The organism is Haloterrigena salina JCM 13891 (genome assembly GCF_000337495.1).
Classification (GTDB): Archaea; Halobacteriota; Halobacteria; order Halobacteriales; family Natrialbaceae; genus Haloterrigena; species Haloterrigena salina.
Window position 1 is genome coordinate 18,963 of sequence record NZ_AOIS01000029.1, and the last position, 21,392, is coordinate 40,354.

16 protein-coding genes are annotated in these 21,392 nt (G+C 69.5%); 13 read left to right on the forward strand and 3 right to left on the reverse strand.

Going from position 1 to position 21,392, the window contains the following annotated elements; genetic code table 11:
* Nucleotides 1-5 precede the first annotated feature (5 nt).
* Entirely contained in the window at nt 6-1,040 is a 1,035-nt protein-coding gene (locus C477_RS07585) for a carbohydrate kinase family protein (RefSeq protein WP_008893876.1), read from the forward strand.
* A gap of 35 nt (nt 1,041-1,075) precedes the next feature.
* Here the strand turns inward: C477_RS07585 and C477_RS07590 are convergent, their stop codons facing one another.
* Nucleotides 1,076-1,912 carry a YihY/virulence factor BrkB family protein gene (locus C477_RS07590; RefSeq protein WP_008893877.1) on the reverse strand — a complete coding sequence of 279 codons (837 nt, stop codon included), beginning with the start codon at nt 1,910-1,912 and terminating at the stop codon, nt 1,076-1,078.
* A 186-nt stretch (nt 1,913-2,098) separates the two neighbouring features.
* On the opposite strand from C477_RS07590, the gene C477_RS07595 reads away from it, so the two are divergent.
* The 3 genes from C477_RS07595 (at nt 2,099) to mutL (ending at nt 6,317) form a co-directional block, all read left to right on the forward strand.
* Complete coding sequence (locus C477_RS07595; protein WP_008893878.1) at nt 2,099-2,896, forward strand: SDR family NAD(P)-dependent oxidoreductase; 798 nt, start codon at nt 2,099-2,101, stop codon at nt 2,894-2,896.
* Between the two features lie 101 nt (nt 2,897-2,997).
* Complete coding sequence (locus C477_RS07600; RefSeq protein ID WP_008893879.1) at nt 2,998-3,891, forward strand: dihydrodipicolinate synthase family protein; 894 nt, start codon at nt 2,998-3,000, stop codon at nt 3,889-3,891.
* Nucleotides 3,892-4,085: 194 nt separating this feature from the next.
* On the forward strand, nt 4,086-6,317 hold the full coding sequence (gene mutL, locus C477_RS07605) for a DNA mismatch repair endonuclease MutL (protein ID WP_008893880.1): 2,232 nt from the start codon (nt 4,086-4,088) through the stop codon (nt 6,315-6,317).
* Between the two features lie 51 nt (nt 6,318-6,368).
* Here the strand turns inward: mutL and C477_RS07610 are convergent, their stop codons facing one another.
* The gene (locus C477_RS07610) at nt 6,369-6,572 is read right to left on the reverse strand and encodes a hypothetical protein (protein WP_008893881.1); all 204 of its coding nucleotides are present in this window, start codon (nt 6,570-6,572) and stop codon (nt 6,369-6,371) included.
* Nucleotides 6,573-6,776: 204 nt separating this feature from the next.
* Between C477_RS07610 and rtcA the strand changes: the two genes are divergently transcribed.
* From rtcA to C477_RS07640, 6 genes are all read left to right on the forward strand, one after another.
* Nucleotides 6,777-7,928 carry an RNA 3'-terminal phosphate cyclase gene (rtcA, locus tag C477_RS07615; RefSeq protein ID WP_008893882.1) on the forward strand — a complete coding sequence of 384 codons (1,152 nt, stop codon included), beginning with the start codon at nt 6,777-6,779 and terminating at the stop codon, nt 7,926-7,928.
* A 135-nt stretch (nt 7,929-8,063) separates the two neighbouring features.
* A complete protein-coding gene (gene kdgK1, locus C477_RS07620; RefSeq protein ID WP_008893883.1) occupies nt 8,064-9,017 on the forward strand; it encodes a bifunctional 2-dehydro-3-deoxygluconokinase/2-dehydro-3-deoxygalactonokinase in 954 nt (317 codons plus the stop codon).
* Nucleotides 9,018-9,150: 133 nt separating this feature from the next.
* Nucleotides 9,151-10,485, forward strand: a complete 1,335-nt coding sequence (locus C477_RS07625; protein ID WP_008893884.1) for a hypothetical protein — start codon at nt 9,151-9,153, stop codon at nt 10,483-10,485.
* A 102-nt stretch (nt 10,486-10,587) separates the two neighbouring features.
* Nucleotides 10,588-12,195, forward strand: coding sequence for an FAD-dependent oxidoreductase (locus C477_RS07630; protein WP_008893885.1), 1,608 nt, complete (start codon nt 10,588-10,590; stop codon nt 12,193-12,195).
* 65 nt (nt 12,196-12,260) lie between these two features.
* Nucleotides 12,261-12,863 carry an Hsp20/alpha crystallin family protein gene (locus tag C477_RS07635; RefSeq protein ID WP_008893886.1) on the forward strand — a complete coding sequence of 201 codons (603 nt, stop codon included), beginning with the start codon at nt 12,261-12,263 and terminating at the stop codon, nt 12,861-12,863.
* 149 nt (nt 12,864-13,012) lie between these two features.
* Nucleotides 13,013-13,372 (forward strand): hypothetical protein, encoded by a 360-nt coding sequence (locus C477_RS07640; protein ID WP_008893887.1) that lies wholly within the window; start codon nt 13,013-13,015, stop codon nt 13,370-13,372.
* Nucleotides 13,373-13,541: 169 nt separating this feature from the next.
* On the opposite strand, the gene C477_RS07645 is transcribed toward C477_RS07640, so the two are convergent.
* Nucleotides 13,542-13,946: a CBS domain-containing protein gene (locus tag C477_RS07645; RefSeq protein ID WP_008893888.1), complete on the reverse strand. Its 405-nt coding sequence runs from the start codon at nt 13,944-13,946 to the stop codon at nt 13,542-13,544.
* 190 nt (nt 13,947-14,136) lie between these two features.
* Here C477_RS07645 and C477_RS07650 point away from each other — a divergent pair, with 190 nt between their 5' ends.
* Genes C477_RS07650 through C477_RS07660 form a run of 3 tightly spaced genes read left to right on the forward strand, consistent with a single transcriptional unit; the run spans nt 14,137 to nt 21,320 of the window.
* A complete protein-coding gene (locus C477_RS07650) occupies nt 14,137-16,383 on the forward strand; it encodes a hypothetical protein (RefSeq protein ID WP_008893889.1) in 2,247 nt (748 codons plus the stop codon).
* On the forward strand, nt 16,376-17,488 hold the full coding sequence (locus tag C477_RS07655) for a PD-(D/E)XK nuclease family protein (RefSeq protein ID WP_008893890.1): 1,113 nt from the start codon (nt 16,376-16,378) through the stop codon (nt 17,486-17,488). The genes C477_RS07650 and C477_RS07655 overlap by 8 nt, the downstream gene beginning before the upstream one ends.
* Complete coding sequence (locus C477_RS07660; RefSeq protein ID WP_008893891.1) at nt 17,481-21,320, forward strand: ATP-dependent DNA helicase; 3,840 nt, start codon at nt 17,481-17,483, stop codon at nt 21,318-21,320. The genes C477_RS07655 and C477_RS07660 overlap by 8 nt, the downstream gene beginning before the upstream one ends.
* Nucleotides 21,321-21,392: the final 72 nt, after the last annotated feature.

Here is a 21,392-nt window from a genome sequence, read left to right on the forward strand (position 1 = left end):
CCGATATGAGCTACGACGAGCTCGTCGACCGACTCGCGGCCGACGACCGCGAGCGGCGGGTGGCGGCGTTTCCGGACGGCAGCGTCGACAGTTACTACGCCGCCTTCGACGCGGCGGGCGACCGGATCGCGGAGCGCGAGGCGTTCGGCGACCGGATCGCCAGCGGGGACTCGGACACGGTTCCGATCGAGTGCGAGGCCCGCGAACCGGGCGGGCAGGCGGTGAACGCGGCCCGGCAGGTCCACGCCCTGGGCGACGACCCGACGCTCTACGGCCACCTCGAGGACCCCGTCTTCGAGGCCCTGCCGTTCGAGGCGGCGTCGATGGGCGACCCGTCCCGCGTCTCGGTGTTCCCGTTCGACGACGACGCCTTCCTATTCGCGGAGCGGTCGTCGGCCGTCGCGAACTGGTCGCTGGCCGACCTCGAGGCCGCGGCGCCGAGCGGCGACGCCGTCGAGGCGCTGTCGGCCGACGCCGTCTACTGTGGGAACTGGGCGTCGATGGCGGGACTGACCGACGCGCTCGAGAGGCTGGCCGCGGACTCGCTCGCGGCCGGGACGTTCGTCCTCGATCCGGGGCCGGTGCACATGCGGTCCCAGGAAGCGCTGACCGACCTCCTCGAGGCGCTCGGCGAACTCGAGGAGACGACCGACGTCGTCTACAACGTGAACCGGGCGGAACTCGAGTACACGGCGGCCGCGATCGGCACCGATCCGGATGCGTCCGGAGTCGACGCCGACATCGAGCGACTCGCGAGCGTTCGGGAAGCGGCGGGGATCACGAGCGCCGTCCTCCACGAGACCGAGCGCGCGGCGGCGGCGACGCGGGAGAAAACGGCGGTCGTGGAGAACCTCGCCGTCGACGACCCCCGACGGCGGACGGGCGCCGGCGACCGGTTCGGCGCGGGCCTCGCCGTCGCCCGCGCACGCGACTGGGACTGGGAGACGGCGCTCGCGCTCGGGAACTGCGCGGCGTCTCACTACGTCGCGACGGGCGAGACCGGCACGCGAGACGACCTCCGGTCGTTTCTGGACGACTAAACGCGAGCGAACGCCGATCGGCCGACGCCGCCGGCTCACGCCCCGACCGTTTCCTGCGCGCTCTCGCCGTCGGCGTCGCGGTCGTCCTCGCGATCGATCGCGCGGTGGCCCCCGATCACGACGTTGACCGCCGCGCCGACCAGCAGGATCAACGCGTTGCCATAGAGCCAGATCAACAGTAGGATGACCGCGCCGAACGTCTCGAACGTCCCGACGGTGTTCACCAGTCCCACGTAGATCCCGAAGACCGCCTCGAGGACGACCCAGCCCCCGGCGGCGATGAACGTTCCCGGCAGGGCGTCTCGAACCGAGACGTCCGGATCCGGGAAGACGTAGTACATCGGGAAGAACGCGATCGAGAGGGCGACGAACAGGCCGATCGGCGTCGCCGCCCGGACGGCGGGGTGGTCGATCGCGGCCAGCGTCGTCGCCCCGAAGCCGGCGCCGACGGTGGCGATCAGGATGACCGCGAAGACGACGGCGCCGTTGACGACCTTCTCCGGGAACGAGTTCTCGCCGTCCGCGTAGAGTTCGTCGAACGCGGTCGTGACGCCGCGGAAGATCCGCAACATCCCCCACAGCAAGGAGACGAGTCCGATCAGCGACGCGCCGCCGCGTTTCGAGGCGTGGGTCAGCGCCTCGTAGACCAGCCCCTGACCGGCGGGGCTCAGGTGATCGCGAGCCATCGCGACGAGCTGTTCGGTCAGGTACTCGTTGCCGACCGCGCTCGCGACGAGAAACAGCAGGAGCAGGAGGGGAAGCAGGGAGAGAAAGGCGGCGTGGGCGATGCTGCCCGCCATGAACGTCACGTTGTGCTCGTCGATGACCGCGACGACCTCTCGGGCGACGGCGTAGCTCCGTCGCGCGTCCATACCCGACTCGAGGCGAGCGGCGCCGAAAAGACCGCCGCTGGCGTGTGCCACTGTGACACAAATGGGGCGCTCGAGCCTCGAGAGCCGACCCTCGACGGGCGAGAGCGAGCGATCGCTGACCGGTCGACGGGACGGCGAAGTGTCGGATCGATACAGCTATGCCTCGGGCAGACACGAGTTAGCACGATGCATGAACCGAAGTTCGGCGTCGCGGGCGAGACGGCGATCGTCACGGGCGCGAGTCAGGGCATCGGCGAATCGATCGCGAAGACGCTCGCGGCCGGCGGCGCGAACGTCGCGATCTGTTCGCGCTCGATGGATCGCGTGGGACCGGTCGCGGAGGAGATCAACGAGAGCGATACTGACGGAGAGGCGCTGGCCGTCGAGTGCAACGTCCGCGAGCGCGACCAGGTCCAGAATCTGGTCGACGAAACCGTCGACGAGTTCGGCGATATCGACGTTCTGGTCAACAACGCCGGCGGGGAGTTCGTCGCTCCCTTCGAGGAGATCTCCGAGAACGGCTGGCAGACGATCGTCGATCTCAACTTAAACAGCACCGTCCACTGCACGCAGTTGGCCGGCGAGGTCATGCGCGAGGGGTCCGGCGGCGTCATCGTCAACCTCTCGTCGGTCAACGGCCAGCACGCCGCGCCCGGCGAGAGCCACTACGGCGCCTCGAAGGCGGCGATCATCCGGCTGACCGAGACGCTGGCCGTCGAGTGGGCCGAACACGACATCCGCGTCAACTGCGTCGCGCCGGGACTCGTTCAAACGCCGGGCGTCGCCGAGACGCTCGGCATCGACAGCGAGGACATGCCGCCTCGAGAGAACGCCGAGCGCCGCATCGGTCACCCAGAGGAGATCGCGGACGTGGTCCAGTTCCTCGTCAGCCCCGCCGCCTCGTTCATGAACGGCGAGACCGTGACCGCGAAGGGCGTGCCGAGGGCCGGGAACTCGATGTCGCAGGATCTGGGGCTCGAGTAACAGTCTCCGTTGCCACGCGACCTCCCGAGATCGACTCGAGCGCTCTCCGAGGAGAGCGAGAGAGCGAGTACGTTTTTGCACCCCCCGGAAAACATCCACGTATGGAACTCCAGCAGGAACTTCAGGGAATCACGACCCCGCTCGTCACCCCGTTCGACGACTCGGGCGACATCGATGAAGCCGCGCTCCGCGACCTCATAGCGCACCTCCTCGAGAACGACATCGACGCCGTCTTCCCCTGTGGCACCACGGGCGAGTTCGCCAGTCTCTCGCGCGAGGAACGGAACCGCGTCCACGAGATCGCGGTCGACGCGGTCGACGGCGAAGTGCCGGTCCTCGCGGGCGCCGCGGCCACGAGCGTCGCCGAGACGGTCGACTACGCCGAGGACGCGGCTGCGATCGGCGCCGACGCGGCGGTCGTCACGCCGCCGTACTTCCACACGGCCAACGCGCCCGACGGCAACCGGCGGTTCCTCGAGCGGGTCGCCGATCGATCCCCGCTGCCGCTCCTGCTGTACAACATCCCGGCCTGTACCGGCCAGCGACTGGAGCCGGAAACCGTCGAGGCCGTCGCCGCCCACGACGACGTTCTCGGTCTGAAGGACTCGAGCGGCGACCTCGAGTACTTCCTGTCGGTCATGCGCCGGACGCCCGACGAGTTCCTCATGTTGCAAGGGTACGACGCCCTGCTCGTCCCCGCGCTACGCATGGGCGCCGACGGCGGCGTGAACGCGCTCTCGAACGCCGTGCCCGCACAGCTTTCCGAACTGTACGCGGCGTCCGGCGACGAGCGCGGCGACCGACTGCAGGACGCAGTCAGCGAACTGTTCGGCGCCTGCGCCGCCCACGGGTTCGCGCCGGCGGCGAAGACCGCCCTCGAGTACCGCGGCGTAATCCCCTCGGACGCCGTCCGCCCGCCGCTGGTCGAGGTCCCCGAGGACGGCCGCGAGTCGATCGGGAACGCCGTCGACGGCCTGCTCGAAACGAGCGAGTAGCTCCTCTGCGGCGCCGATATCGCCGAGCGAGACGCTCCGACGAGTCGGACAGTCACTAATCCACAGATTAACCTCGCTCGAGCGAGAGCGACCGCCATGAACCGAGCGAACGGACTCGGACGGACTCGAGCGGAGGACCGCAGTTCAGGCACTGTCCTCGAGTCGACCGGCCGTTCGCACGCGGAGACCGAGCTATGACCGACGAGCCACCACAGGAGACCGAGATCCGCCAGCTAGACGAGGACACCGTCGCCCGCATCGCCGCCGGCGAGGTCGTCGAACGCCCCGCCAGCGCGGTGAAGGAACTCGTCGAGAACAGCCTCGACGCCGACGCCGACAGCGTCGACGTCACCGTCGAGGAAGGCGGCACCGAACTGATACGGGTCGCCGACGACGGCCGCGGGATGGGCGAGGCCGACGTCCGCGCGGCCGTCCGCGAGCACACGACGAGCAAGATCGACGGGCTAGAGGACTTAGAGTCGGGCGTCGCCACGTTGGGCTTTCGCGGCGAGGCCTTACACACAATCGGCTCCGTCTCGCGGGTGACCATCTGCTCGCGCCCGCGAGGCGACGCGGGCGCGGGAACGGAACTCGTCTACGAGGGCGGCGAGGTGACCGGCGTCGAACCGACGGGCTGTCCCGAGGGGACGATCGTCGAGGTCGAGGACCTCTTCTACAACACGCCCGCCCGCCGGAAGTTCCTCAAGACGACGGCGACGGAGTTCGCCCACGTCAACCGCGTCGTCACGCGCTACGCGCTCGCGAACCCGGACGTCGCGGTCTCGCTGACCCACGACGGCCGCGAGGTGTTCGCGACGACGGGACAGGGGGACCTGCAGGCGGCCGTCATGGCGGTCTACGGCCGCGAGGTCGCCTCGGCGATGATCCCCGTCGAGGCCGAGGGCGACGACCTCCCGCCGGGGCCGCTCGAGTCGGTCTCCGGGCTGGTCTCCCACCCCGAGACCAACCGCTCGAGTCCGGAGTACCTCGCGACCTACGTCAACGGCCGGGCGGTCACCGCCGACGCCGTCCGCGAGGGGATCATGGGCGCCTACGGCGCCCAGCTGGGCGGCGACCGCTACCCGTTCGTGACGCTCTTCCTCGAGGTGCCCGGCGAAGCCGTCGACGTCAACGTCCACCCCCGGAAACGGGAGGTCCGGTTCGACGACGACGATTCCGTCCGCCGGCAGGTCGACGCCGCCGTCGAGTCGGCGCTGCTCGAGCACGGCCTGCTGCGCTCGCGCGCGCCCCGCGGTCGGTCGGCGCCCGGCGAAGCCAGCGTCGTTCCCGGTGACGCCGCTCGCGAGACGACCGACGGAGAACCGACAGCCGAAGACCTCCCGGCCGCACTCGAGGGCAACGGAGAGTCGGAATCGGGATCCGATTCGTCGTCCGAGCCGACGGCCGACGATACCGCAGCGGCCTCCTCGCGGTCGCCATCGACGGTCGACGCCGACTCCGCCGACGGCGGTTCGGCGACGGGTTCGGCCGGATCACCACCGGCCGGCGGCGCCTCGAGCGGCCCGTCGGGAACCGCTTCGAGCGGTCCGCCCGGCAGCGACTCGAGTGGGACGTCTGGAACTCCGGCGGGAACCGTCTCGAGCGGGTCAGCGAAACGCCCCTCGAGCGAACCGGCAGCTAGCGACTCGAGTGGCGCTCCGGAAACTGAGTCGACGGCGTCTCGAGGGAACTCGAGCGCCGATCGCGGGGGTGACGACCCCGATCGGGCGGGACGCGAGCCGGAGCGCAAGTTCGCCGCAGCCACCGAACAGCGGACCCTCGACGGCGAGGCGGCGACCGGCGACGAGACCGCGTTCGACTCGCTGCCCGCCCTGCGCGTGCTCGGACAGCTCGACGACACTTACCTCGTCTGCGAGACCGACGACGGCCTCGTGTTGATCGACCAGCACGCCGCCGACGAGCGGGTCAACTACGAGCGCCTGCAGCGGGCGTTCGCCGACGACCCCGCCGCACAGGCGCTGGCCGAACCCGTGGAACTCGAGTTGACCGCCGCCGAGGCCGAGGCCTTCGAAGGCTATCGCGAGGCGCTCTCGCGGCTGGGCTTTTACGCCGACCGGACCGACGACCGGACGGTGGCCGTGACGACCGTCCCCGCCGTCTTCGACGAGACGCTCGAGCCCGAGCGACTGCGGGACGTCCTCGCGTCGTTCGTCGAGGGCGACCGCGAGGCGGGCGCGGAGACGGTCGACGCGCTGGCCGACGAGTTCCTCGGGGATCTGGCCTGCTACCCGTCGATCACGGGGAACACGTCGCTGACCGAGGGGTCGGTGGTCGATCTCCTCGAGGCCTTGGACGACTGCGAGAATCCGTACGCCTGTCCGCACGGGCGACCGGTGATCGTTCGGTTTGACGAGCGCGAGATCGAGGATCGGTTCGAGCGGGATTACCCGGGACACCAGGGGTGAACCCGCCGGTTCGGACCGTCGCTCCAGATCGGAACACAGGCTTAGCGGGACTCAGTCCGGCCGGCTGTTGATCCGGTCGAACCCCTTCCAGATTCCGACCACGATAAGGCCGGCCAGCAGCGCTAGCCCGGCGAACAGGGCGAGTTCGGACGACGCTTCCGCTTCGACCAGCCCGCCCGCCCAGCCGAGAGCGAACACCAGCACGCCCGTCACCGCGATGACGAGGATGACGAGTCGATCGCCGAGTTCAGTCATGGGCGCCGCTTGGCGAGCGGCCGTTGTAACGGGACGGCCTGCAACGGCGCTGTTAGCTTCTGTACCCTCGTATCAGTGGCTAACTCGCTGATATCTGACGCCCCGATCGGCCTACCGTTCCGTCGCGGTCGCCGTAACCGACGCTGCTCGAGCACCGGCACCGGCATCGGCAACGGTACGGGGATCGACGCCAAACGGCCGTGCATGACGATCGATCTCGACGGTGCGACCGCGGGCGGCCAGTTCGTCCGGACCGCGCTCACGCTGTCGGTCCTCGAGAACGAACCCGTTCGCATCGAGAACGTCCGCGGGAATCGATCCACGCCGGGACTGCGCCACCAGCACTTGGCGGTCCTCGAGACGATGGCCGCCGTCTGTGACGCCGACGTGTCGGGCGCGGAACTGGGCGCCGAGACGGTCGAGTTCGAACCCGACCTCGAGTCGACCACGGACGCCAGCGGCTGGAGCGGCGCCGGACGCGGCCGGCTCGCGGGCGGCACCTACGAGGTCGACATCGGTACCGCGGGGAGCGCGACGCTGCTGTTCGACGCCCTCCTGCCGCTCGCGACGATTCTCGAGTCGCAGCTGTCGGTGACGGTCACCGGCGGCACCGACGTAGCGTGGTCGCCGCCGCTGGACTACGCGCAACGCGTGAAACTGCCGCTGCTCCGGCGGGTCGGGCTCACCGCCGCCCTCGAGGTCGATCGTCGGGGGTTCTACCCCGACGGCGGCGGGCGGGCCACGCTGCAGCTCGCGCCCTCGACGCTCGAGCCGATCGAACTCGCGGAGCGCGGTCCGCTCGAGGGCGTCCGCCTCTATTCGACCGAGTCCGCATCGCTGGCGGACCGAGACGTCGCGTACCGCCAGGCCGAGGGCGCTCTCGAGCGGCTGGCGCTCGCGGAGACCGACCTCGAGGTCGTCGACCGCTGCGAACGGACGGTCGAGAGCCCATCGCCCGGCTCGGCGATTGTCCTCCGCGTCGATCACGGGACGGGGATCGCCGGGTTCACCGCGCTGGGCGAGCGCGGCACGCCGGCCGAGCGCGTCGGCGAGGACGCCGCCGACGCCGCGAACCGCTTCCTCGAGCACAGTTCCGGGAACAAACCGGCACCCGTCGACCGCCACATGGCCGATCAGTTGCTCGTCTTCCTCGCGCTCGCGGGCGGTCGCGTCCGGATCCCCGCCGTCACCGACCACGTGGCGACGAGCCGCGAGTTGCTCGAGGCCTTCGGCGCCGATCTCGACCTCGAACTCGAGTGCAACGCGGCGAGCGGCGCCGACGGCGAGACCGCTTCCGCGGCGAGCGACGCCGGTCGGCCGGCGCTGGTGACGGTCGACTCGACCGTCGATACCTGACTCGAGGTCCGAAACTGCGGTCAACGGCTCTTACGCAGCGGTTAACTCACCGCCATAACTTATACCGCAGCCGTCCCTTGCTCAGGGTATGACCGACGCAGACAGTACCGGCAACTCGGTTCGGGGGGCCGATCGGTGAGCGATATCGTCGCGTTCGGGGAGACGATGCTCCGGCTGTCGCCGCCCCGGAACGAGCGCCTCGAGGACGTCGACGAGTTCGAGGTCCGAGCGGCGGGGGCAGAGAGCAACGTCGCGATCGCGGCGAGTCGGCTGGGCGCGACGGCGTCGTGGATTTCGAAGGTCCCGGAGACGCCGCTGGGGAAGCGCGTCGTCGGCGAACTCCGCCAGCACGGGATCGACACCGACGTCGTCTGGAGCCACCGCGGGCGTCAGGGCACGTACTACCTCGAGCGGGCGGGCAAGCCCCGCGGAACGAACGTGATCTACGATCGGAAGAACACCGCCGTCTCGACGGCGAAAGCCCGCGAGTTCGACATCGATCGGATCCAGAACGCGCGCGTCTTCTTCACGACCGGGATCACGCCCGCGCTCTCCTCGACGCTCCGGGAGACGACGGCGAACATGCTCAAGGCGGCCCGACAGGGCGGGACGACGACCGCCTTCGATTTCAACTACCGGAACAAGCTCTGGTCGCCCGACGAGGCCCGTGAAACCCTGACGCAGCTGTTCCCGGGGATCGACGTGCTCGTCATCGCCGCCCGCGACGCCCGGACCGTCCTCGGCATCGAGGGCGATCCGCGCCAGCTGGCCCACCGGCTGGGCTCCCAGTACGACTTCACGACCGTCGTCGTCACCCGCGGCGCGGACGGCGCGATCGGCTGGCACGACAGCGTCGTCCACGAGCAGGAGGCCTACGAGACCGACACCGTCTCGTCGATCGGCACCGGCGACGCCTTCACCGGCGCGTTCATCGCCCGCCGCCTCCACGGCGACGACGTCCCGACCGCCCTCGAGTACGCCGCGGCGACGGCGGCGATCAAGCGAACGATTCCGGGCGACGTCGCGCTCGTCTCCAAGGAGGAGGTCGACGCGGTCGTCAAATCGGGCGGGACCGACCTCTCTCGGTAGCTCGAGTCGTCTCCGGAAGCCGAACCGTGGATCTCTAGGGGCTCCGCGTGACGCCCCTCTGCATCCTCGCGGCGGACATTTGGACGGGTTTGTCAGAAGCTATGTTATATCCCGGTCGGAAGCTGCGACCGTCATGAATCGTGGATTCGCAGTCATCGTAGCGCTGCTCCTGGCGACGAGCGCCGTCGGCGCGGCGTTCGGAGCCGGTGCGGGCGCGTCGACCGGCGCGGAATCGAGTACGACCACCGACGGCGAAACCGAGACGGCGAGCGCGGCGACGGCCGGCGGCGAGGCGTACGCCGGCACCCACGTCGCGTTCGACGTCGAGGGCGACGCGGTCACCGACTACCGGATCGGCGGCGACGAGACGTTCTCCTCGGTGGCCGTCCAGTCGACCAGCGAAGCCGGAGCCGGCGCCGGTCTCGGCGCCGAGGTCGATCTCGAGACGCTAACGACTCTCGAGGGCGCCGGCCTCTCGCTGGCCGCCAAATCCGAGACGAACGCCGAGGTGCGAGCCGAGAGCGGCGCGACGCTGTCGGCCCACGACACCGAACGCGGGACGCTCGTCGTCGAGAGCGGCTCGGAGAGTCAGTACGTTCGGGCCGAACTCGCCGCTAACGCGACGGCCAGCGACGAGGGCGACCGCGTCCGCGTCGAGACCGGCGACCACGAGGGAACCTTCCTCGTCGTCGGCGACGGCCAGGTGACGGTCACCGACGACGGTAACGTCACGGCCGAACTCGCCGAGAACGCGACGCTGACGTTCCGGTCGTACGAGGACGGCGAGCGCGACGAGTCCGACGAGTACGAGGAATCGCTGATCGCCGACGGGAACGCCGCCGTCGAGGTCCACGTCGAAGACCGGAGCGGCGAGGCGGTCGGCGAGGCCGTCACGTACGGCCAGGAGACCAGCGCCGAGGTCGAAACCGAGGCGCGCGATCAGGTTAACGTGACCATCGACCGCGCCACCCACGAGGGAACGGTCGTGCTGACCACCGTCTCCGAGACGGCCGTCGGCAGCCTCGAGGACCTCGAGGTCCGGATCGACGGCGAGGCCGCTACGGAGGTCTCCTCGAAGAGCGAACTCGAGGGCGCGATCGGGAGCGACGAGTCCCGGTACATGGTCGCCCAGCAGTCGGAGGCGTCGGCCGAGGCGACGGTCTACATCGCCGTCAACCACTTCTCGGAGCGCACGGCGACGATCGACGGCGCCGACGGCGACGATTCGGACGACGGAGCCGACGGGACGGACGGCGACGATAGCGGGACGGACGACGAGACGGACGCGACTGAGAACGACGGGACGACCGACGGGAGCGAAAGCGGTGCGGACGGCGAGACCAGCGACGCCGACGACGGTGAGGAAAGCGACACCGGCGGAGACGGCGGCGACGGGATGCCCGGCTTCGGCGCCGGCGCGGCGCTGATCGCCGCGCTGATCGGCGTCGGCGCTCGCGTCCACAGCTAACGTCTCCACCGTCCGCCCCGCACCGCGTTTTCAGTGTATCGAACGCTTTCGCTCACCTACCTCCTGAGGAACGCCTTTTTGTCGCGCCGGCGTACACCGGCTATGGTACACGTCGCGATCGTCGGCGCGTACGGCAGCGCTGGGGTCGCCGTCGCCGACGAACTCCTCGAGCGCCGCGGGGAGCGCTCCGACCTCGAACTGACGCTGATCGACGACGGCGACCCCGGCGGCGGCCTCTGTATTCTGCGGGGCTGCATGCCGAGCAAGGACGTTCTCTCGGCCGGTCAGCACCGCTACCAGGCGCGCCACGACGACCGACTCGAGGGCGTCCCCGACGTCGATCCCGAGGCGGTCGTCGCCCGGAAGGACGACCACGTTTCGGGATTCGCCGAACACCGCCGCGATCACGTCCACGACCTGGCCGAGCGCGAGGGCGTCGAGTTGCTCCGCGAGACGGCGCGGTTCGTCGCCGACCGCGTTCTCGCGGTCGGCGACCGCCGGATCGAGCCCGACTACGTCGTGGTCGCGACCGGCTCCAGCCCCAACATCCCCGATCTGCCCGGCATCGACGACGTCCCGGTGCGGACGAGCGCGGACGTCCTCGACGCGACCACGTTTCCGGACTCCGGGATCGTGCTGGGAAACGGCTACATCAGCCTCGAGCTCGGGCCCTACCTGAGCGAGGTCGGCGACGTCGACCTCACCGTGATCGAGCACGACGAACGGCCCCTCGACGCGTTTCCGGACGCCTACGGCTGTCTCTTATACACATCNGGCTACATCAGCCTCGAGCTCGGGCCCTACCTGAGCGAGGTCGGCGACGTCGACCTCACCGTGATCGAGCACGACGAACGGCCCCTCGACGCGTTTCCGGACGCCTACGGCGACACCCTCCTCGAGATCTACCGCGACCAGTTCGGGATCGAGGTGGTGACGGCCGCGGACGAGCGGCGCCTCGAGCCGACCGACGACGGCGGCGTTCGCCTGTTCGCCGAGCGGGCGGGCGACGACGGGCGCGGAGGCGGCGGCGATGACCTGACCGTCGAGGCCGACGAACTCTACTGCTTCACCGGACGCAATCCGAACCTCGAGGGACTGGGGCTCGAGCGCACGCGACTCGAACCGGGCGACGGCTGGGTCAGCTCGACGATGCAGGCGATCGACGACGAGCGCGTCTTCGTCGTCGGCGACGCGAACGGTCGCGAGCCGATCCTGCACGTCGCCAAGGAGCAGGGCTTCGCGGCCGGGGCGAACATCGTCCACCACGCCCACGGCGACGACCTCGAGCCCTACGCGAACGTCCCCCATCACGTGATCTTCGCGGGGCTGGGCGTCTACCCCGTCGCCAGGGTGGGCCACACGCCGGCGACGGCCGCCGACTCCGGCATGGACGCGTTCGTCGTCACCCGCGAGGCGTCGTCGGACGGCGTCTTCAAGACGAAAGACCACCCGGAGGGGCGGGCGACGCTGGTGATCGACGCCGACAGCGGGGCCGTCCTCGGCTATCAGGGGATTCACCTGCACGCCGACGTGATGGCGAAGACGATGCAGGTCGTCGTCGAAATGGGACTGGACGTCCGCGAGGTTCCCAACCGGGCCTACCACCCCACGACGCCCGAGCTCCTCGACGGACTCTTCCGCGAGGCCTGTGCCGAACTCGAGGAGCGCCAGCAGTGCGTCGGCCCCGATTCCCGCGATCCCGCGCTGTAGACGCGTGCTATCACGGATCCAGGAAACTTTATCATTAATCGTGTCCTATAGGGCGTCGATTATCGATGACATCCTTCGACGAGATGAACCGCATGTTTCGCGAGATGGACCGCGCGTTCGACCAGCTCCGCACGACCTGGATGCGCGAGTTCGCGTCGCCTGGCTTCGGTGGGGTCCTCGAGTCCGGCCACGCCGGGACCGAGTCGGACCGACACGCCTCTGAAACCGACCGGCACGTCCCCGAAACCGACCGCCGGACGCTCGAATCCGACGGCTCTTCCCTCGAGTCCGGACACCCCGTATCCGGCTCGCAGTGGCCCGTCTTCGGCGGCTTCGGAGCGCAGACCGGCGCCCCGATGGGCGACGCGGTGACCCTCGAGGACGAGGGCGACGCCTACGTCTTCGTGATGGACCTGCCGGGATTCGAGAAGACGGACATCGACCTCGGCTACGCGGACGGTCGTCTGACGATCGACGCGCGGACCGACGTCGAGTCGGGCACCGATACCGCTCGGTCTGTCCGATCCCGCCGGGTCGGCCGCCACGTCCCCGTCCCGAAGGAAATCGTCGCCGACGAGATCACGGCGACCTACCACAACGGCGTCCTCGAGGTCCGCCTGCCGATCGCCGAAGACGGCGACGACGGCCACCGGATCGAACTCGAGTGAAGAGTGATGCGGCGACGGCTGTCGCCCGTCTTAGGCGGATATTGAGTTCAGAACGCACCGTATTTCGTCATAACGTATTCTCCACGGTCGGTTCTCTAACGATGGAGTCCGGGCGTACACCCAAGGCGAATGCGATCCAACGACTATTCATGGGTAATGACACCACTCCTGATGGAGCCGACGAGCGGGAATCGGAACCGATCGAGGAGGATCCGACGGACGCGATCGACCTCGAGCTCACCGAGTGTGTCCACATCGGCGTCACCCGCGGCGAGACCGACCTCGAGATCGGGCCGCCGCGGGACTATCCGGACCGGGCCGACGTCTCCGTCCGACCGGAGTCGGAAAACGGGGATCGGATCGTCGTGAGCATCGACGCGATGGCCGGCGATCACGGCACGGGCCACGCGGACGTCGAACTGACGCCGGCGGAGGCCCGGCGACTCCGAGATCGCCTCGACGAGACGATCCGCTGGATGCCGGACGGCGACGGCGGCTCGGAGCGCTGACGCCACTCCCACTGACGCCGCGCTATCGATCGGATCCCGGCGAACGGAGACGGAAACTCGCCATCGCTTATCGCCGTCGTGACGGTCTCGAGAGCGACCGCCACACGAATCGGGTAGCCGAGGCCGCTACGGGACACCGCGACCGAACGCCGACCGGCGGCGAAAAGAACTACTCGGGGCTCGGCGTCTCCTCACGGGAGAGGTACGACGTCAGGTCGGACGTCGTGACCATCCCGATCACGCCCACTTCGTCGTCGACGACGGGGAGGTGGTGGAAGCCGTGCTCGATCATGACGTCCGCGGCGTCGCGGATGCTGTCCTGGGCCGAGACCGTGATGATGTCCTCGGTCATGTACTTCGAGACCGGCGTCTGGTCCTTCGGTTTCCGTTCGGCGACGATGCGGACGAAGTCCGTCGTCGTCAGGATCCCCTCCAGTCGGTTGTCGTCGTCGGTGACGACGACCGAGCCGATCTCGTTCTCCAGCATCAGTTGCGCAGTTTCCTCGACGAGCGTCTCCCGCGTCACCGTGTGAAGCGACGAGGACATGACCCGTCCGACGAAAATATCCTCCATACACATCTGTATTCTTTATACACTATAAGAATTGTCGAAGTCGAGTCGTCCACCCGTTGGTCGACGGTTCGATCGGAGCGCGAGCCTGGAAATAGATCAACGCATCGACACGCCGGCACGCGAAAACCACGTTCAGTCCGCGGCGCAGGTTTAAGTACGAACTCGGCTATACTGGGTGACAGACCGATCGATGGCTCCGACACCGGCTTCCCTCCAGGGGACCTGCAAACTCCGCGCCGAACCGGCACCCAGCGACGAGCTTTTCGACTGGATCGCCGGCGAGTACGCCGCCCTCGCGGCCGAGTACGGCCCGCGGAACGTGCTGGTGTTGAAACGCCATCCCGCCGGCCTCGAGCGCCTCACCGACGCGCTGGCCGCCGTCGGAGCGACGGACGGCACGCCCCAGTCCCCGCGCGTCGAGTCGCTGCCCGAGCACGCCTCGAAGGTCCTTGAGGCGCTGGACCCGACGCTCGACCGACTCGAGTACGAGGAGCGCATCGAACTCATCTCGCTGGTGATCGACGGCGCCAGCCGCGAGGTGCCGTCCTACCTCGAGCGCGCCGCCGACCACGAGAGCTTCGCCCGCGACGTCGGGCAACTGCTGCTCGAGGCGACGCGCCAGCGGCTGCGCCTCGCGGACGTCGAGCGCGAGGACCCCCACGACTGTCTGGCCTTCCTGTACGCGATGAACGACCGATTCCACGCCGAACTCGAGGACCGGGGCTACGTCGAACGGGCAGACGTGATCCCCCGAACCGTCGACGCCCTCGAGGCGAATACGGACGATCTGCGGACGCGGATCGGCAAGTCGATCGACGCCGTTCTCGCCGTCGAGTTCGAGGAGTACCGACGGCTCGACCGGCGCTACCTCGCGGCGCTGACCGCCGACGCGGACCTCGTCTGTCTCGGCGAGCGCCACGCCAGCGTCGAACGCACCCGCGTCGAGTCCGGCTCGATCGAGGATCGCGTCGGCGACGGACTCGAGATCGAGGTCCTCGAATCGGGCGAGAACGGAAGCGAGCCCGATCTCAGGACCGGAACGCCGCCGCACCGCTCCGTAACGCGATTGCTGGCGACGGGCGAGACGCCGCGGTCGAACGATGACGCTGAACCCGACTCCGCGCGCCGGATTCGCACGCGGACCGCCCGCGAACAGGTCCGGTCCGTCGCCACCGAGATTCAGGCGCTCCGGGATCGGAACGGGTGGAGCTACGACGCCGTCGCTGTCGCCGTCCCCCGGATCGAGCGGGTTCCCGAAACCAGAACGCAGCTCCGCGAGGCCGGGATCCCGACGGCGACGATCGGCACGCCGTCGCTCGCCGAGGATCCGGCCGTCAACGAACTCTACGCGTTCGTGACGCTGCAGTGTGCGCGCGAGCGCGACGGCGACGACCGGATCGGCGCCGCGCTCGCCGGCGGCCGCGGCTCTCCGGACCGCGACGCGGACGATCCGGAGACGGTCGCCGTAGAGCGGCTCCGGGCCCGCGTCGACGACTTCTCGCCGGACCTGCTGGCCGACTGCGCCGGCGCGAGCGTCTCGCGGTCGCTCGAGCGCTGGATCCGCCGGACGGATCTGAAGGGGCGGATCGCCCGCGAGGAGGACTGGATCGACGCCCGCGAGGGGTACGCGGGAGTGCGTCGCGTCCTCGAGATCGCCCGATTCGTCGAGGAGACCGACCTCGTGGGCCCGGACTGGCAGGGACTGCGACGGATGCTCCGGCGGACGATCCAGTACGACGCGCCGTACGTCCACGCGGTCGAGACCCAGCCGCCGACCGGCGGCGTGACGGTCTGTGCCGTCGACGACCTCAAGTACGACTCGCGGGAGGCCGTCTTCCTTCTGGACCTGATCGACGACACCTACCCCGGCGAGCAGTTCCTCACCCAGCTGTTCCCGACAGCGTGGCTCCGCGAGATGGACAGCTACCCGGCCGTTACGGACCCCAGCGTCGAGGACGTGACGGCGACGTTCGCCACCGTCGACGCCGACGGCGTCGGCGATCCGTTCGAGACCTACCACGCCCAGCGCTCCCGACGGCGCCTCGCGCTCGGGGCACGCGCTGCGCGGAGCCGCCTCTACTGCTGTTCGTACGAACGCGGCGCCGGCGGCCTGCGGCGGACCTACGACGAGTCGCGCTACCTACAGGAACTCGAGGCGACGCCCGGGCTCGAACTCCGGACCGTTGACGCCGACACGGACGCGGCGATCCACGGCGAGTCAAACGCCCTCGAGACGCTGCTCGCCCAGCCCCGCGGGGAACTCGAGCGCATCCTCCGGGAGGCCAGCACCGGCGGCGAGGCCGACCTCGGCGCGACCGAGGAACTGTTCGAGGAGATCGCGGTCGTGCTCGCCGAGGGCGACGTTGACGACGAACTCGCCGAGGCGGTCCGCTCGCAGTTCGAGTTCGCCGCGGGCGAGGTGATCCGCGATGACTGACGGCGCCCGGCCGAACGCGGACCCGGGCTCGGAATCGGATCCGAATCCCGTTCCCGACGCGCTCTCGACCGACGCCGTCGCGACCTATCTCCACTGTCCCCGCCGATACGAGTTCGCCCACGCGTACGATCTCGAGGGCGACGGCGACGAGTCGTCGATCGACGACCGCGTCGACCTCCTGCGGACCGCGATCTGCGACGCGCTGCGACGCGGCGAGACCGACAGTCAGGCCCTCCTCGAGGCCGCTCGAGACCGACTCGAGGCGCTCTGGGACGACCACGACGAGCGGTTTCACTCGCTGGCCCAGCGCCGACACGAGCGGCGGGTCCTCGAGGCGACCCTCGAGGCCTACGTCGAGGCGGTCGGCGCCGAGCACGCCGCCGGTACCGAGGCGCTCGCGGCCGACGCGGGGGCCGGCGAGTTGATCGGCCCCGATCTGCCGCTCTCGAGTACGATATCGCTGCCCGAGCGAGACGGGGACGACGAGGGGACCGCCGATACGGGAGCGCTCCCCGACAGCGTCGCGATCGACGCGACCGTCGACTACGTCTACGCGGACGGCTCGTCGGTCGTCGGCGTTCGCTTCGTCCCGACGCTGGCGCCGCTGGGACTGCTGCGCTACCGGTCCGAGTGGGAGGGCGATATCGCCGGCCAGTTCACGGACCATTTCGACCCCGACGCGGACGCCTTCGAGCCGTCGTTCGTCGGCGCGCTCTTCGAGACCGCCGTCGTCCTCGACGGCCTCCGGAACCGCTGCGATCGGCTCGGCCTCGAGGACCGGACCTGCCGGTACGTCCAGATCCCGCTGGCGGACCGCTCGCGTACCGCCGTCAACTGGGTCCGAGAAACCGTCGAGACGAGTCTCGAGACGATGGATCTGACCGACCGCTACATCGATCACCACACCTACGGCATGACCCACGAACACCGCAATCGGACGGTCGACGATTGCCTCGCGCGCGTCGTGAGCGATCTCGTCGCCGGCGCGTTCGACCCGACCGACACCGGCCGCTGGGACGAGATCTCGAGCGAGGCCTGTCCCGACTGCGACTACACGGTCTGCTGTCAGGACTACATCGCCGCGGAGGTGCGGTTCGATGGCTGAGGACGACGCGCGCGGACCGCGTTCGGATGCTGGCGAGCACGCGGATGCGACCGTCTTCGACGCTCTGGACGCCCTCGAACCGAGGGGCAACCAGCGGGAGGTCATCGAGAGCCGGGCGGACTGCACCTCCGTCGACGCCGGCGCCGGCACCGGGAAGACGACGACGATGCTCATGCGGATCGAGCGGGCGATCGAACGCGACGAGGTCGATCCCGACGACGTGCTGGTGTTGACCTTCGCCAACGAGGCCGCCGGGAGCATCCGCGAGGCGGTCGCCGAGCGCCTCGATCCCGCGGCCGCGGCGGCGATCGACGTCTACACCTACCACTCCTTCTGTTACCGGCTGGTCCGAGACTACGCCTACTATCTCGGCTACTCGCCGGAGTTCGACGTCGTCACCGAGCGCAAGCGACGCCGGATCGTCGGCCGACTGCTCGCGACCACCGACTACGGCTTCGCGACCGCGACGCGGGGCGACGGCTCGCCCGACGACCTCACCGCCGCCGTCGACGACTTCATCCAGTCGATGAGCCAGGAGGACGTCACGCCCGACGAGCTACGGGACCAGCTCCCGGACGTTCGTACCCTCGAGCTCTGCAACGAGTTCGTCCTCTGGCTCGAGCGGACCGCCGGGCAGGACCTTTCCTTCGACAACGAGGCGCTGCGGTACTTCAACGCCGACGACCACCTCGAGGAGTCCCGCTCGTCGCTGGTCGAGTACGGCAAGCTGCTGGAGTACTGCCGCGAGAAGATCGCCGAGGCACCGGAGCCGTTCCGCGAGGACGCCGTCGTTCGCGACATCGATCGCTACCTCCGGGTCGTGCAGGACTCGGTGACGAACACGATCGAAGCGCTCTCGCTCGAGGATCGGACGACCAAACAGCTGCCGCGGGCGCTGTTCGGCAACGAGATCTGGCGGACCGCGACCGAGCGCGTCGAGCAGAGCCCGTTCGGCCGGCTGAAACACTACGTCGAGTTCCTGCGGCTGGCCCGCCACTACGCCGAGGTCTACGCCGACTATCACGACGCCCTCGCGGCGGAGGGCGCGCTGGACTTCGACGAACTGGTTCGGACGGCCACCGGACTGCTGGACGATCCGGCGATCGCCGACGAGATCACCGGCGAGTGGACGCAGGTCTACTGCGACGAGTTCCAGGACACCGACGAGACCCAGTTCGGGCTCATCACCGAACTCACGGACGGGCCGGACCGACCTGACCTGCTCGCGATCGGCGACAAGGACCAGGCGATCTACGGTTGGCGCGGGACCGACCGGGAGGGGCTCGACCGGCTCGCCGACGCCTACGACGACCACCGGGGGATCGAACTCGAGCTCAACTTCCGGTCGCGCCAGGAGATCCTCGACCTCACCAACCGCTGCGACTACGGCCCCCAGTCCTCGAAGCGGCTCCGCGAAGTCGGACGGACCCCCGGCGAGTACCGAACGGAGAGCGAGGCGACGGCAGGTCGCGAGACGGGTAGTGAACCGGACGAAGACCGACCGGACCGCGTCGTCAAGATCGAGAGCGGCGCGCTCGGTCCCTCGCCGGCCGATCAGGTCGCGACCACCGTCTCGAGGCTGCTGAACGGCGAGGCCGAGAACGTCCCCCGGCGCTCGCTCGAGGACATCGCGGTCATCGTCCGCACGAATCGCCACGCGCAGGCCGTTGCCGACGAACTCCGGGAGCGACGGATCCCCTACGAGATCTCCGGCTCGCCGCGCGGCGAGATCGACCCCGGGATCCGGACGCTCGTCTCGTATTTCCGGGTCCTCGTCGATCCCGACGCCGACGCGCACCTCCGACGCGTGCTGCTCTACCGGTACCGGCTCTCCGAGGCCGACCTCGCGACGCTGCAGCGCGCGGACGGCTCGCTGTACGACGCCGTGATGGGAATCGGTTCGACCGAAGACGTTGAGTCCGCGGCGCTCGAGAACCCCGACCGCGTCCGGCGGGCGCGGGATCACCTCGCCGAACTCGAGGACCTCCGCGACGTCTACCCGCTGTCGGGGTTCGTCCAGCGGTTCCGCGAGGTGACCCGCCTCGAGTGGTTCCTCACCGGCGAAGAGCGCGAGGAACTCGAGCGCGTCGAGCGGTTCGTCGACGCCTACACCGGGGACTCGGTGATCGGGACGCTGACGCCGTCGTTCGTCGACGCGCTCGAGCGAACCCTTCAGGGCGGAGGCGGCGAACGAACGCGTGGCACCCAGTCCTCGGATTCGGTCGACGTGATGACTGTCCACCAGGCGAAGGGCCTCGAGTTCGACACCGTCCTCGTCCCCTACCTCTCCGACGAGGAGTGGTGCGTCGAGCGCGACTACGCGCAGCGAGCGCGGTACCGGCTGCTCGCGGCGACGCTCGACGACGAGATCGAGTCGCCGCTGCTGGCCGATCTCGCGACCGAGACCGTCGGCGAGGAGTGGCGCGTGCTCCACGTCGCGCTCACACGGGCCGAGAACCACCTGTTCGTCTTCGGGAGCGAGTACGACTACGACGGCGACGAGGACGAACTCGGCTGTGCGACCGCCGACGCCTGTCTCTCCGACGACATCGAGTGGTCGGTCGCCGGCGAGCGGATGGAGCTGTGGTCGTCACTGCGCGCGAGCTTCGAGCGGGTGCGAGAGACCTACCCCGAGACCGTCGTCGACCGAACCGACGAACTCGCGGCCGCGGCCAGCGTCGATCCGGGGACGATCACCTACTACGCCGGCTACGACGACCGGTACGTCGAACCCCTCGAGACGCGGGACGCGATTCGGACGGTTCACCGACTGGGGCGGCTGCTCCGCGGGGAAACGCTGTTGCCGGCCGCCGACGCGGCGAGTCACGGACTCGAGAGCCTGGACTCGGCCAGCGACGAGACCGGTGGGACGCTCGAGGCAGACGCGAGCGGATCGACGCGGCAGGTCCCGACCGGCCGTCGGCTCTCCGCGCTGACGACCGACACTGTTCGGTTCCCCGTCGAGACCCTCTCGAACGCGACGACGCTGCCGGTCGCGCTCCGCCACAGCTACACCGCCCTCGAGACCCACGACACCTGCCCGCGAAAGCACTACCTCGATCACGTCGTGCGGGCGTTCGACGATCCGACGGCGGGCGTCGGCGAAACGATGGCGCGGTCGGAGCCGGACGCGTCGACGACGGACGCGGTGGAGACGGACGCAGCGACGGCGACCGACTCACCGCTCGAGTCCGGCTCCCGGCTCGTCGGCACCGTCTTCCACGACGTCGCGGAGGAGGCGTTCTACCGCGAGTATCGGACCCGCGAGGCGTGGCGCGAGGCCGCCGTCCGCCAACTCACCGCGCGGGACTTACTCGAGTACCGCGAGGGCGTGCTGAACTGCATCGATCGGTTCTTCGAGGCCGCCGCGGCCGACTACGACGCGCCGGTCGCCGACTGGGAGCCGGTGGCCGCGGAGCTCCCCTTCTCGCTCGAGTCGGTCACCGACGTGACCGGCGACGTCGTGGGCTATATCGACTCGATTCGGCGGACGCCCGACGGCGAGCTGGCGGTGCTCGACTACAAGGCGACGGCCGAGCGGATCGCGCCGGCCGACGCCACGCAACTGGCGCTGTACGCCCGCGCCTGCGAGCGGCGGTTCGACGAGCCGGTGTCGGCGGTCGGCTACGTCTACGTCAGCGAGGCCGTCGGGCCGCGCGTCGACCTGCTCGACACGAACGAGTTGCCCCCGTGGCCGGCCGTCCGCGAGCGGCTCGCGGCGGTCGACGATCCCTCCTTCGACGAGACGACGCCGGGGGATCACTGCCGGCACTGTCCCCACCGATCGCTCGGCTGCGGGCCCGACGACCTCGAGACCTCGAGCGACGACTGACCGCGGAGGGCGATGGATCCCGATGAGCGTCTCAAATTCGGCGACGACCGACTCGCACTGAGCGACGAGAAT

Excerpts from the sequence above, each read along its gene's own strand:
- C477_RS07660 (WP_008893891.1), top strand. The coding sequence starts at position 17,481 with ATGGCTGAGGACGACGCGCGCGGACCGCGTTCGGATGCTGGCGAGCAC.
- mutL (WP_008893880.1), top strand. The coding sequence starts at position 4,086 with ATGACCGACGAGCCACCACAGGAGACCGAGATCCGCCAGCTAGACGAG.
- C477_RS07600 (WP_008893879.1), top strand. The coding sequence starts at position 2,998 with ATGGAACTCCAGCAGGAACTTCAGGGAATCACGACCCCGCTCGTCACC.
- C477_RS07625 (WP_008893884.1), top strand. The coding sequence starts at position 9,151 with ATGAATCGTGGATTCGCAGTCATCGTAGCGCTGCTCCTGGCGACGAGC.
- C477_RS07650 (WP_008893889.1), top strand. The coding sequence starts at position 14,137 with ATGGCTCCGACACCGGCTTCCCTCCAGGGGACCTGCAAACTCCGCGCC.
- C477_RS07640 (WP_008893887.1), top strand. The coding sequence starts at position 13,013 with ATGGGTAATGACACCACTCCTGATGGAGCCGACGAGCGGGAATCGGAA.
- rtcA (WP_008893882.1), top strand. The coding sequence starts at position 6,777 with ATGACGATCGATCTCGACGGTGCGACCGCGGGCGGCCAGTTCGTCCGG.
- C477_RS07610 (WP_008893881.1), bottom strand. The coding sequence starts at position 6,572 with ATGACTGAACTCGGCGATCGACTCGTCATCCTCGTCATCGCGGTGACG.
- C477_RS07590 (WP_008893877.1), bottom strand. The coding sequence starts at position 1,912 with ATGGACGCGCGACGGAGCTACGCCGTCGCCCGAGAGGTCGTCGCGGTC.
- C477_RS07655 (WP_008893890.1), top strand. The coding sequence starts at position 16,376 with ATGACTGACGGCGCCCGGCCGAACGCGGACCCGGGCTCGGAATCGGAT.
- C477_RS07585 (WP_008893876.1), top strand. The coding sequence starts at position 6 with ATGAGCTACGACGAGCTCGTCGACCGACTCGCGGCCGACGACCGCGAG.
- C477_RS07595 (WP_008893878.1), top strand. The coding sequence starts at position 2,099 with ATGCATGAACCGAAGTTCGGCGTCGCGGGCGAGACGGCGATCGTCACG.
- C477_RS07645 (WP_008893888.1), bottom strand. The coding sequence starts at position 13,946 with ATGGAGGATATTTTCGTCGGACGGGTCATGTCCTCGTCGCTTCACACG.
- C477_RS07635 (WP_008893886.1), top strand. The coding sequence starts at position 12,261 with ATGACATCCTTCGACGAGATGAACCGCATGTTTCGCGAGATGGACCGC.